The organism is Ruegeria sp. BH6, from assembly GCF_056538105.1.
This window is the reverse complement of sequence record NZ_JBQFSR010000006.1, coordinates 61111-73376: the sequence shown is the minus strand read 5'-3', so window position 1 is coordinate 73376 and position 12266 is coordinate 61111. Positions and strand designations below refer to the sequence as shown.

At 58.9% G+C, this 12266-nt stretch carries 10 protein-coding genes; 8 read left to right on the top strand and 2 right to left on the bottom strand.

The annotated features are described in order from the left end of the window. Nucleotide 1: 1 nt before the first annotated feature. Complete coding sequence (locus ACR0B8_RS13685; RefSeq protein WP_170506059.1) at nt 2–1744, top strand: type I secretion system permease/ATPase; 1743 nt, start codon at nt 2–4, stop codon at nt 1742–1744. 35 nt (nt 1745–1779) lie between these two features. Beyond that, nucleotides 1780–2973: an HlyD family type I secretion periplasmic adaptor subunit gene (locus ACR0B8_RS13680; protein ID WP_480658714.1), complete on the top strand. Its 1194-nt coding sequence runs from the start codon at nt 1780–1782 to the stop codon at nt 2971–2973. Nucleotides 2974–3059: 86 nt separating this feature from the next. Here ACR0B8_RS13680 and ACR0B8_RS13675 read toward each other — a convergent pair whose 3' ends face one another. Next, the gene (locus tag ACR0B8_RS13675; RefSeq protein ID WP_170350053.1) at nt 3060–3677 is read right to left on the bottom strand and encodes a TetR/AcrR family transcriptional regulator; all 618 of its coding nucleotides are present in this window, start codon (nt 3675–3677) and stop codon (nt 3060–3062) included. A gap of 182 nt (nt 3678–3859) precedes the next feature. On the opposite strand from ACR0B8_RS13675, the gene ACR0B8_RS13670 reads away from it, so the two are divergent. From ACR0B8_RS13670 to ACR0B8_RS13645, 6 genes are all read left to right on the top strand, one after another. Further along, on the top strand, nt 3860–4789 hold the full coding sequence (locus ACR0B8_RS13670) for an AEC family transporter (RefSeq protein ID WP_170394637.1): 930 nt from the start codon (nt 3860–3862) through the stop codon (nt 4787–4789). A gap of 101 nt (nt 4790–4890) precedes the next feature. Beyond that, the gene (gene fghA / locus ACR0B8_RS13665; protein ID WP_480658716.1) at nt 4891–5724 is read left to right on the top strand and encodes an S-formylglutathione hydrolase; all 834 of its coding nucleotides are present in this window, start codon (nt 4891–4893) and stop codon (nt 5722–5724) included. Between the two features lie 3 nt (nt 5725–5727). Next, nucleotides 5728–7185 carry a Si-specific NAD(P)(+) transhydrogenase gene (gene sthA / locus ACR0B8_RS13660; protein ID WP_170350050.1) on the top strand — a complete coding sequence of 486 codons (1458 nt, stop codon included), beginning with the start codon at nt 5728–5730 and terminating at the stop codon, nt 7183–7185. Further along, nucleotides 7182–7637 carry a YaiI/YqxD family protein gene (locus ACR0B8_RS13655; RefSeq protein WP_170361671.1) on the top strand — a complete coding sequence of 152 codons (456 nt, stop codon included), beginning with the start codon at nt 7182–7184 and terminating at the stop codon, nt 7635–7637. The genes sthA and ACR0B8_RS13655 overlap by 4 nt, the downstream gene beginning before the upstream one ends. 136 nt (nt 7638–7773) lie before the next feature. Further along, nucleotides 7774–8868 carry an S-methyl-5-thioribose-1-phosphate isomerase gene (gene mtnA / locus ACR0B8_RS13650; protein WP_170361669.1) on the top strand — a complete coding sequence of 365 codons (1095 nt, stop codon included), beginning with the start codon at nt 7774–7776 and terminating at the stop codon, nt 8866–8868. A gap of 75 nt (nt 8869–8943) precedes the next feature. Then, nucleotides 8944–10980: a bifunctional aldolase/short-chain dehydrogenase gene (locus ACR0B8_RS13645; protein WP_170361667.1), complete on the top strand. Its 2037-nt coding sequence runs from the start codon at nt 8944–8946 to the stop codon at nt 10978–10980. 20 nt (nt 10981–11000) lie between these two features. On the opposite strand, the gene ACR0B8_RS13640 is transcribed toward ACR0B8_RS13645, so the two are convergent. Beyond that, nucleotides 11001–12239 carry an MFS transporter gene (locus tag ACR0B8_RS13640; protein ID WP_170361665.1) on the bottom strand — a complete coding sequence of 413 codons (1239 nt, stop codon included), beginning with the start codon at nt 12237–12239 and terminating at the stop codon, nt 11001–11003. Nucleotides 12240–12266: the final 27 nt, after the last annotated feature.

The window sequence follows — 12266 nt, the reverse complement described above, 5'->3', positions numbered from 1 at the left end:
GATGTTCCAGAATTCCAATCCCGTCAAAACCGCCTGGGGATCGCTGCGCAAAGGCTTTGTTGCGGTTGCGATCTTCAGCCTGTTCCTGAACCTCTTGATGCTGGCCGGGCCGCTATACATGCTGCAGGTCTATGACCGGGTTTTGACCAGCCAGAACATAGACACATTGATCGCCTTGTCCGTGCTGCTGGCGGGGGTATTCATCGTCATTGCGTGCCTCGACCTGATGCGGATGCGCATTCTGGGCCGCCTGGCCGCCCGGTTCGAACTCAGCGTCGGCGCGCCCGTCCTGGGGGCCGCCATGCGCCGCAGGGTCCAAGGAGAAGTTGAGGCAGGCGAAAACCTGGTCGAGGATGTGAACGGGTTCCGCGAATTCATTTCCGGCACCACCCTGACCGCCTTTTTCGATGCTCCGTGGATACCAATCTATTTGATGGTTCTTTATGTGCTGCACCCGTTTCTGGGTCTGTTGGGTCTGGCCGGAGCGCTGACCTTGACATTGATGGCGCTGATCAACAACGCCCGATCCCGAGGCCCGATGCAGCAGGCCGCGCAGGCACGAGGGCGGTCGGATGCGCTGTTCAAGATCAGCGACAGGAATGCCGAACTGGTCCATGCGCTGGGTATGAAATCCGATCTGGTACGCCGCTGGACCGCGCTGCAAACTGACGCGCATCAACACAAAACCCGCGCCGCTGATCGGGTGGCCAGCTTTTCCGTATTGTCCAAGACCATACGTATGGGCCTGCAATCAGCGGTTCTGGGGATGGGTGCGGCACTGGCCGTGATCGGCGAGTCCACCGCAGGCGTCATGATTGCCGCCACGATTGTTCTGGCCCGCGCGCTTGCTCCGATTGATCAGTTGATCGGCCAGTGGCGCACTTTTCTGGCTGCACGCGGGTCCTATAGCAAAATCAAACAATTGACCGAAGATTTCGCCGAGGCGCCTCCAAATCTGAACTTGCCGCGTGCGTTCAAATCGATGGACGTCCGCATCGCTCAGGCAGGCCCTCCACTTGCGCTCAATGCCACCATCCGGGCGATTGATTTTAGCCTCACGGCCGGGGACGTTCTGGCAGTGATTGGCCAGAGTGGTTCGGGCAAGACCACGCTAGGCAAGATGCTTGCGGGCATCTGGCATCCGCAACGGGGCGAGGTTCTGCTGGACGGCAGCCCGATGTCGAAATGGAACCCCGAAGACTTGGGCAAACAGATCGGATACCTGCCACAGGATGTCGAGCTGTTCGATGGCACAATCCGCGAAAACATTGCCCGGTTCTCCACCGCGATCGACGATGCCGAGGTCCTGCGTGCCGCGCGCGAAGCAGGGGTTCACGAACTGGTCAGCGGTTTGCCCGACGGGTACGAAACCAGGCTTGGCCGCGGTTTTTTCCTGTCCGGCGGTCAGCGTCAGAGGCTGGCTCTGGCACGTGCGCTATACGGTGATCCGTTTGTTCTGGTTTTGGATGAACCCAACTCGGATCTGGACGCCGAGGGCGAACAGGCCCTGCGCGATGCTTTGCTGGCCGTGCAGGAACGCGGCGGGATTGCCATTGTCATGACGCATCGCCCAGCCACGCTGCAGGCGGCGAACAAGGTGATGGTGTTGCGCAATGGCAATCAAACCCAGTTCGGCGACAAGCAAGACGTTCTGAAAGTCAATCGCCGCAACGTTCTGGACAAACCAACACAACCGGCACCCAGTCGGGTGGATGAAACTCAGATCACAGGAGCGGCCCAATAACTGACCTGGTCAAATACTCAGCCCCTCGCACAGCCGTGGGATTTCACGAGACACAGCTGAAAGAGATTTCTGACAGTTCCCCTGGCATCGCCCGCTATGTCCTGTTCGGCCTGTTCACCCTGGCGGTATTCGTCGGCGGCAGCGCCTATTGGGCCTTTGCCTCGAAACTCGATGGTGCCGTGGTTGCACCCGCATCCTTTGTGGTAGAGGGCCAACGCAAAACGGTCGAACATCTGGACGGCGGCATAATTCAGTCGATCCTGGTCACAGACGGCCAATTTGAAGAAACCACCGCCCTGGCGGGATTCCGCGAAGGAATGGACCGCCTGCATTGGGTGTCGCCCTACCTGACCCAGAAACAACTATTTGACGCCGAAGCCCGTGCCCGCCGGACCGAAGCGCAGATCAACGCGCAACGTATCGCGGGCCTACGCAACCAGGTCACAGGTCTGGATGAACAGCGCCGCGCGGCCCGGAACCAGATCAAGATCACGCGGGTTGAGTTGTCCAACTTAGAGACGCTGTTGAATAAGGGTCTGGTCGCCGCCACGCGGGTCAGCGCACGGCAGATCGAGTTGGAACGGCTGGCTGGCGTTGACGCATCATTGCGCACCCAGATCGCCCAGGCCGAAGATCAGGTGCAAGAGTTGGAGCTGTCCCTGCTCAGCCAGCAAAAACTACGCGATGAGGTCCTCGCCGGAGAGTTGGCTGTTGTTGAGGCCCAGCTTGATCTGGTTCGACCGCAATTCGCGGGCACGCTGGCACGCCTGAAGCGAACACAGGTTCTGGCCCCGACCAGCGGACGCGTTGTGAATTTGGAAGTGTCAACCAATGGCGGGGTGATCCGCCCGGGTGCGCCAATCATGGATATCGTCCCAGCCGATCAGGCCCTGATCGTCGAGGCGCGGGTCAAGACCGGCGACATTGACAAGCTGCGGATCGGTCAATCCACGCGCATCCGCCTGTCGGCCTTTGCGCAAGCGGACGTGCCCGAAGCTTTGGGGCATATCTTCGACATCTCAGCCGATGCGCTTGAGGATGAACGCACCGGCGAAGCCTATTACAAGGCGCGGGTAAAGCTGAATGCCGAACAACCGCGAGACGTGGCCGCATTGGAACTGGTGCCCGGCATGCCCGCAGATTTGTTCGTCAATACCGGCGAACGCGCCGTCATAAGCTATCTGTCGCAACCCATCAGCGATCGGTTGGCCAAGACCTTTATCGAGTGATTACGGCTGCCTGCGCCCGCGATTTGGGCGCAGGCATTTCTGAGATCGTTGTCCCGATCCAACCAGTATCAATGGGTGCTTAAGTGTCAGACGCCGTAACGCGCCATGAACATGTCCACTGCGTGCAACGCGATCTCATCAATCTCGGATTGTTTGAAATTGGTCTGGATGCCCAACGCGGCTTTGGTCCAGAAGCGAACCTTGCACAGTTCTGAGAACTGTTCGGCTGCAATCTGAACATCTTCGATTACCAATTCGCCTTTTTGAACGGCCTTTTCCAAATATTCGACCATATGACGCTGGCCATTCTGAGGTCCGGATTCGTAAAACGCTTGGCCCAATTCAGGGAACCGATCCCGCTCGGCCACGCAGATACGAAATACCTGCTGCGCGAAATCGGACACTAGAAATGCGGTTAGCTGCGTCGCCGTGATCGTCAACACTTCGCGCGCAGGTTTGGAGTCGTCGATCATCGAAATGACTCTTTCAGCCATACGCTTGCATTCGGTCTGGGCGACTTCCATGAACAGCAGACGCTTGTCGGGGAAGTAGCTGTAGAGCGTCGCCTTGGACACGCCCGCCGCTCGAGCGATGTCATCGACGCTGGCACCTTCGAACCCATCCGCCATGAAAACTTCTCGGGCTCCGCGCAAAACCTGATCGAATTTGCGGCCCGTGCGAAGGATGGCGGCTGTCTGAGTCATGAGCTCTCCTAGGGTTAATGTTCCCCTCAAACTATAAACCGATCAGTACAGATACAACGATTCGCGTTGTCCCGTTGCGTAACGGAATGTGAATTCTGAATGTTTTGCCCCGCAAACCCGCGGCTTCCGGTCGTTGTCGTTCAAGGCTTGCTGCGCGGTCAAACGATGCTAACACTTTGGGCATGGTCGAAATATTTCTGCGCACGCTTCCGTTTTTTGCAATCATCGGCCTGGGATACTGGGCCGGGCGCAGCCGCTTTTTCACCGAAGACGCGACAGCCTATCTGACAAAGTTCGTGTTCTATTTCGCACTTTCGGCGATGCTGTTTCGCTTTGCCGCCACCCTGCCCTTTGCCGACATTTTCAATGGTCGGCTGATGGCGGGCTATCTGCTGGGAACTCTCGCCGTGTATGGTCTGGCAACTGGAGTGGCCTGGGTTCGCAGGCTTGATATTCCTACCGCGGCGGTCGAGGCCCAATGTGCCGCCATCGGAAATGTCGGCTTTCTGGGACTACCGATGCTGGCGCTGTTGTTGTCCGAGGCCGCCATTGGGCCGGTCATGCTGGTTCTGACCGTTGATCTCGTGGTGTTTTCGTCCTTGATCGTGATTTTGATCAACGCGGGGCGCGACGGGCGGCTGACCCCGGCAACGTTGCGCCTGATTGGGTTGGGATTGTTGAAGAACCCAATGATCGTTTCGATTTCCGCAGGGCTTCTGTGGTCGGCTTTGCAAATGCCGGTTCCGGCGGCACTCAATGATTTTCTGACCATTCTGGGCGGGGCGGCCACACCGGGGGCTTTGTTTGCAATTGGGGCCTCTTTGGCGTCCAAGTCCGCCGAACGCATTCAGGTTGCGGCATGGCTGAGTTTTTGCAAGTTGGTCATTCACCCGGCTTGTGTGGCCGTGGTGCTGCTGTGGTTGATGCCAGTCGATGCCTTTTCCGCCACGGTCGCAATTGCGGCAGCGGCGCTGCCGGTGGCCGGAAATGTTTACATGCTGGCGGCCCACTACCGTGTGGCCCCGCACCGGGCCTCGGCAGCGATCCTGCTGTCGACTGCGGTCAGTATCCTGACCGTGCCGGTGGTCATCGCCTGGGTTGGGACGCTCTGAGCCAAAGCATTCAAAAAAATGCGCGCCGAAGTCGTGCGGCCTTTACGCGGCGTCCTTGGATCGTTAGCCATAACGCGATCTAAATTTAAGGACTCTGCCAGATGGAAACCCTTTCGGAAAACGCCTGTTTCGGTGGCGTGCAGGGCGTCTACCGCCATGCGTCGTCAGCCTGCCAATGCGACATGACCTTTGGTCTGTTTCTACCTGCCGAGGCGAAGGACGGCCCGGTTCCCGTCCTGTGGTATTTGTCTGGCCTGACCTGCACACACGAAAACGCCATGACCAAGGCCGGTGCGCAGGCCTGGGCAGCCGAACAAGGCATTGCCGTTGTGTTCCCCGACACCTCTCCACGGGGTGAAGGCGTGGCCGATCACGATGACTATGATCTGGGCCAGGGCGCTGGATTCTATGTGAATGCAACACAAACCCCATGGGCACCGCATTTTAACATGTGGAACTACGTGGCCGAGGAACTGCCGAACCTGCTGGCAGAAAACTTCGCCATCGACATGGATCGTCAAGCGATCACTGGTCATTCAATGGGTGGCCACGGGGCGCTGACCCTGGCGATGAACTTGCCAGGTCGGTTTCGGTCGGTTTCGGCCTTCGCGCCGATTTCGAACCCGACCGGCGCGGATTGGGGGCGCAAACAGCTGAGCGCCTATCTGGGTAATGACGAAGCTGCCTGGGCCAAGCACGATGCCTCGCTGATGATGAAAGAGGTTGGCTTTGACGGACCGATCCTGATCGACACCGGTGCAAATGATCAGTTCATCGACCTACTGCGTCCCGAGGCGCTGGCGACAGCCATCGCGGAACGACGCCAGCAGGCAACCTATCGTTTACAACCGGGCTATGATCACTCGTATTTCTTTGTATCGACCTTCATGGAAGACCACATCACCTTCCACGCCGAAGCGCTGTACGGGGACTGACGGATGAGCAAATTTGACTATGACCTGATCATCATCGGGTCAGGGCCATCAGGGCGTTCCGCGGCAATCCAGGCGGGCAAACTGAAACGTCGTGTGCTGGTGATTGACCGCAAAGACCGATTTGGCGGCGTGTCGGTTCATACCGGCACAATCCCCTCGAAAACCTTGCGCGAAACGGTGCTAAACCTGTCCGGCTGGCGCGAGCGCAGTTTTTATGGCCGGTCTTACCGGGTCAAGGATCAAATCCGCGCCGAAGACCTCAAGGCGCGTCTGCACATGACGCTGGATCACGAGGTTGACGTGCTGGAACATCAGTTCAACCGCAACCACGTGGAAACCCTGAACGGTCTGGCCAGGTTCGTCGGCCCCCATGAGATTGAGGTCGCCACTGATGCCGGTGAAACCACACGCCTGACTGCAGCCAAGTTCCTGATCGCCACAGGGACCAAAACCTACCGACCGGATTACGTGCCCTTTAACGGCAAAACCGTGGTCGACGGCGATGACTTTCTGGAAATGGCCGAGATTCCGCGCTCGCTTGTCGTGATCGGCGCGGGGGTAATCGGCGTTGAATATGCCACGATGTTCTCGGCACTGGATGTGCGCGTGACCCTGATCGAGCCGCGCGAAACCTTCCTTGATTTCATCGACAAGCGGTTGATCCACGATTTCACCCATCAAATTCGCGAAAACGGCGTCGATCTGCGGCTGGGCTCTGCCGTGGAAAAGATCGAGGACACAGGGGATCATGTCGAAGTCACACTCGATAATGGCCGCCATGTCCGTGCTGAAATGCTGCTGTTTGCGGCCGGGCGCATGGGTGCGACCTCGGCGCTGAATTTGAACTCAGTTGGTTTGGAGACGGACCATCGCAACCGCATCAAGGTGGACCGCAAAACCTATCAGACCACTGTGCCGCACATCTATGCCACCGGCGATGTGATCGGGCACCCGTCGTTGGCCTCAACTTCGTTGCAACAGGGCCGTGTCGCGGCCTGTCATGCGTTGGACACCCCCACACTGCCAGAAAGCCCTTGGTATCCATATGGCATCTATTCGGTGCCCGAGATTTCCACCTGCGGTATGTCCGAGGAAGAATTGGAGGAACGCGGCATCCCATATGAGGTTGGTGTCGCACGATTCCGCGAAACCTCGCGCGGGCATATCATGGGGTTGGAGCATGGCATGCTGAAAATGCTGTTCTCGCTGAAAACCCGCCGGGTGCTGGGCGTGCAGATCGTGGGCGAAGGGGCGACTGAGTTAATCCATATCGCGCAGGCGGTGCTGAACCTGAAAGGCACGGTGGACTACTTCGTGCAGAACACGTTCAACTACCCGACCTTGGCCGAAGCCTACAAGATCGCCGGTCTGGACGCGTTCAACCGGATGCCGATCCCCGAAGAGTTCAAGGTGCGCAAGAAACCCGCAGAACCCGCCAAGAAACAGGCCAAGAAGGCGTGACCACCCTGTATGTCGATGGCGATGCCTGTCCTGTGAAGGCCGAAGCCGAGCGGGTGGCGACACGCCACAAGGTGCCGGTGGCATTGGTCTCGAATGGTGGGCTGCGGCCGTCGGCCAATCCTTTGGTGCAGGTCGTCATCGTGTCCGAGGGCGCTGATGAAGCCGACAAGTGGATCGCGGAACGCTGTGGATCAGGGGATGTGGTGGTGACGTCGGACATCCCTCTGGCTGCAAAATGCGTCGAGGCCGGCGCGCGGGTGTTGCGCCCCAATGGTGAGGCATTCACGGCTGCCAATATAGGTCAGCAACTGGCGATGCGCGATCTGATGGCCGATCTGCGCGCCGCCAACCCGCTGGGTGCCGGTGGTGGCGGTAAACCTTTTGGGAAAGCCGACCGATCCCGGTTTCTGGACGCGCTGGAACGCGAGATCAGGGCCGCGCTTCGCCGGTAGCTTATCCATCTGTCGCGCGGGAAAGGCCAAAACGTCACATCCCTGATTTGGCGGCAGCTTTCACTTGCGCATTACGACCACAACCCGGACACTCAAGCCCAAACAGGAGCGCGCATTTGAAACGGGAGACGGCATAATGAAGGTGAACGGCGATCATTACCGGTCGATTTGGTGGGACAAAGCGGCCAGAGAGGTTCGGATCATCGATCAGCGGTGGTTGCCGCATGAGTTTCGGGTTGTCACGATCAAATCGTTGGACGAATTTGCCGCGGCGATCCGCGAGATGTGGGTTCGTGGCGCGCCGCTGATTGGCGCGACCGCCGCTTTCGGGATTGCCGAGCAGATGTCGCGCGACGCTTCTGATGCCTCATTTGACGCCGCTTACGAGATTCTGTATGCCACGCGGCCCACGGCGATCAACCTTCGTTGGGCGCTGGATCGGTGCCGGGACGCGTTGATGCCTTTGGCCCTCAGCGACCGTGCGGGCTACGCCTGGGCGCTGGCGCAGGAGATTGCGGATGAGGATGTCGAAATCAACGCGTCAATCGGAAGGCACGGGCTGGACCTGATCAAGGAGATTGCCGCTCGCAAGCCTAAAGGCGAGCCGGTGCGTCTTTTGACCCATTGCAACGCCGGATGGCTGGCCACAGTAGATTGGGGCACCGCCACCAGCCCCATGTACCACGCACATGAGGCCGGCATTCCCGTTCAGGTCTGGGTCGATGAAACCCGGCCCCGCAATCAGGGCGCGCTGACCTCGTGGGAGCTGGGCGAGCACGGTATTCCCCATCGCTATATCGTCGACAATGCAGGCGGGCATTTGATGCAGCACGGGCTGGTCGATGCGGTAATCACCGGAACCGATCGCACAACAGCACAAGGGGACGTCTGTAACAAGATCGGGACCTATCTCAAGGCACTGGCGGCCAATGACAACGGTGTACCATTCTATGTCGCCCTGCCCTCGCCCACCGTCGACTGGACCGTGCTGGACGGCGTGGCGGAGATTCCGATTGAAGAGCGCGATCAGCGCGAAGTGACTCACATCATGGGCGTGGACGATCTCGGGGCCGTTGAAGATGTCCGGATCACACCAAACGGAACCGAGGGCGGCAACCCGGCATTTGATGTCACGCCCAACCGGCTTGTGACGGGTCTGATCACCGAACGCGGCATCTGCGATGCATCCGCCGAGGGGCTTGCGGAGCTGTTTCCCGAGCGCGCCGGTTAACAAATTGTTTTCAGGCATTCCGGAAGGTGCGGCCACCGCTTGTAGAGGCGTTGAAGAAATGGGCTGGGAAAAGCGATGATTGAAAACTGGTACAAGGCGGATGAGGCCGAGAAATGGCGTCAGAACGCGGGTGCGGACCCTGCGGATCAGGAGCTGGGCGAGCGTATCTACACGTCGCGTCTGATCGGTCAAAACCCCGACCTGCTGATGCATGGGGGCGGAAACACCTCGGTCAAATTGGAACGCCCCGATCTGTTTGGTCACATGCAGCGTGTCCTTCACGTAAAGGGCTCGGGCTGGGATCTGGACACGATTGAGCCACCGGGGCTTCCCGGCGTTTGGCTTGATCCACTGATGAAGCTGCGCGCACTGGATCGTTTGTCTGATTTCGACATGGTGAACGTGCAGCGTGCCAACCTGCTGGATTCAGGTTCACCCAATCCGTCGGTCGAAACGCTGCTGCACGCGTTTCTGCCGCATAAATACGTCGATCATACGCATGCTACACCGTTTCTGGTTCTGGCAAACCTGCCCAACGCTGCCGAGGTTTGCCGCGAGATTTTTGGTGATCGTTTGGGCATTGTCCCTTACATCATGCCGGGCTTCGGGCTGGCAAAAAAAGCCGCTGAGGTATTTGAGGAAAACCCTGAAGTTGAGGGGTTGCTGCTGTTGCAGCACGGGCATTTCACTTTCGGAGAGAATGCGCGGGAAAGCTATGACCGGATCGTAGCGCATACCAACGAGGTCGCCGCCTATTTCAGTATGAAAGAGTTAACGCCCCTGGGCGTGCGCGATCCTGCGGATAATCTGGATGTGCTGCCCGCCCTGCGCGGAGCCATTGCCGATGTCTCAGCCGGGCGCGACGATCCAATGCCGGTGTTTGACCTGCGCAACGGATCTGACGTGATGGCGTTTTTTAACCGGACGGATATTGAGGCCTTGGCGGCGCGCGGTATGGCTTCGCCCGACCATGTCTTGCGCACCAAGGGGGTTCCGCTGGTGCTGCGCACGCATGATCTGTCGGGTGGGCCTGCGCGACTGAAGGAAAAGGTCAAGGCATTCGCCGAAACCTACCGCGCCTATTTTGAACGTCAGGCGGCGCAGACTGACGAGCCCAAGAAAATCCTATCGACCGACCCGAAACATGCCTGGGTCGAAGGGATCGGCGTGGTCGGAATGGGTGTGAATGCCAAGGCGGCCTCCATCGCCGCTGATCTGGCCGAACAAAACCTGCGGGTCCGTGCTGTTGGAGAAGATGCAGGTGGATATTACCCGCTGGACGAGAAAGACCAGTTCGACTGCGAATACTGGTCACTAGAACAGGCCAAACTCGGTAAGGGTAAGCGCCCTGCCTTTCAGGGCAAGGTGGTCGTGGTCACGGGAGGAGCAGGGGCAATCGGACTGGCAACGGCGAAGGCGTTCGCCCGTGAAGGGTCAAATGTTCTGCTAGTGGACCGGGACGAAACCGCTCTGGCCGAGGCAGGCAAATCGCTGGGACGGTGGCATGCCACCCATGCCTGCGACATCACGCAGGAGGGTGCGGCCAATGCTGCGGTTCAGGCTGCCGTTCAGCGGTTCGGAGGCCTCGATATCCTTGTCAGCAATGCAGGGTCTGCCACCGGCGGCGCGCTATTGGAGCTGAGCGATCAAGCGTTCCGCGCCGCGTTTGAGTTAAACTTCTTTGCGCACAAATCTTTTGCCCTCAGCGCGGCCCGCGTGATGCAGGCGCAGGGTCGCGGCGGGCAGATTCTGTTCAACATCTCAAAACAAGCGATCAATCCAGGCCGGAACATGGGCGCCTACGGCACGCCCAAGGCGGCCACGCTGTTCCTGCTGCGGCAACTGACACTGGAACTCGCTGAGTTCGGGGTGCGGGTCAATGGCGTCAATGCCGACCGCATCCGGTCCGGGTTGCTGACGGATGATTTCATCAATGAACGCGCCAAGGCGCGCGGGGTTACGACCGATACCTATATGGAAGGCAACCTGCTGCGGCGCGAGGTCGAAGCCGTCCATGTCGCCTGCGCCTTTGCGGCACTGGCCAAAATGGAACGGACCACGGGTCATGTCGTAACCGTCGATGGCGGAAACACCGAAGCGGAACTACGCTGACAAATCCGCAGTGGCCCGGATCAGGCCACCACTGCAACCGGTCGATTTTCACGGATGGGCAGTTGGACAATGGTGCTGAGGGCACCAACGGCCACACCAATCCACCAGACCATCGTGTAGTCGCTATAAATGTCATACATGCGCCCGCCCAGCCAGATGCCCAAAAAGCTGCCGATCTGGTGGCTGAGGAAGACGATGCCATACAGAGTGCCCATATATCTCAGCCCGAACAGATGCGCGACAAGCCCTGAGGTAAGTGGAATCGTCGCCAACCACAGCGAGCCCATGACCAGTGAAAATGCGATGACCGTCAACGGTGTGATCGGGCACAGAATGAACGCGGCCGCTGCGAGAGTTCTTCCGGCGTAGACGGCAGCCAGTAGATATTTCTTGGGGAAATGTTTCCCAGCCCACCCCGCCAGTAGAGTGCCGCCTATATTGGCCAACCCGATGAGAGAAATCGCAACAGCCCCCAAGGCCGAGGTCGTCGTAACTCCGATAGAGTGCAGGACTCCGCCGGGTTGAATCGGGCCACACATCTCGGTCACGAAGGCCGGGAAATGTGCGGTAACAAAACCAAGCTGGTAGCCGCAGCTAAAGAAGCCCAAGGCGATCAGCGCATAAGACGGGTCCCGCAACGCTTTTCCCAGAATTTCGCCCATGCTTTCCTCAAGCTCGGCCTTACTGACCGGTTGCGGCGCGCGCATGAAAGGCAGCGTTAGTACTAGGCCCAGGATCGCGGCCGCAAAGACAAGGAATACCTGTTGCCAAGCTAGGAAGCTCAGCAACCATTCTGCCGTCGGCGCGCCAATCACCTGTCCGAAACTGCCCGCCGCCGTGACAATGGCCAAAGACATCGAGCGGTTCTTGTCGGACGACGCACGCCCGACCACCGCCAGTACGACACCAAATCCCGTGCCCGCGATGCCAAATCCAACCAGCCACGCATACATTTGATGACCAAACGGCGTTACAGACCAAGCCGACAGAACCATACCAGCCGCATAGGTCAACGCGCCAAGAATGATGGCTTTCCGGTCGCCAATCTTTTCAGCCATTGCAGCAAAGATCGGCTGTCCAATCCCCCAGGCCAGGTTCTGGATCGCGATGGCCAGCGAGAAATCGGTGCGTAGCCAACCAAACTCAGTGGCAATTGGAATCTGGAACACTCCGAACGACGCCCGCACGGCAAAGCTGACCGTGATGATAATACATCCTACGATCAGGATCGGATTCAGCAGGCGCGTAGAATGCGACATAGGGACCTCGGGGGTATCGGTTCGACG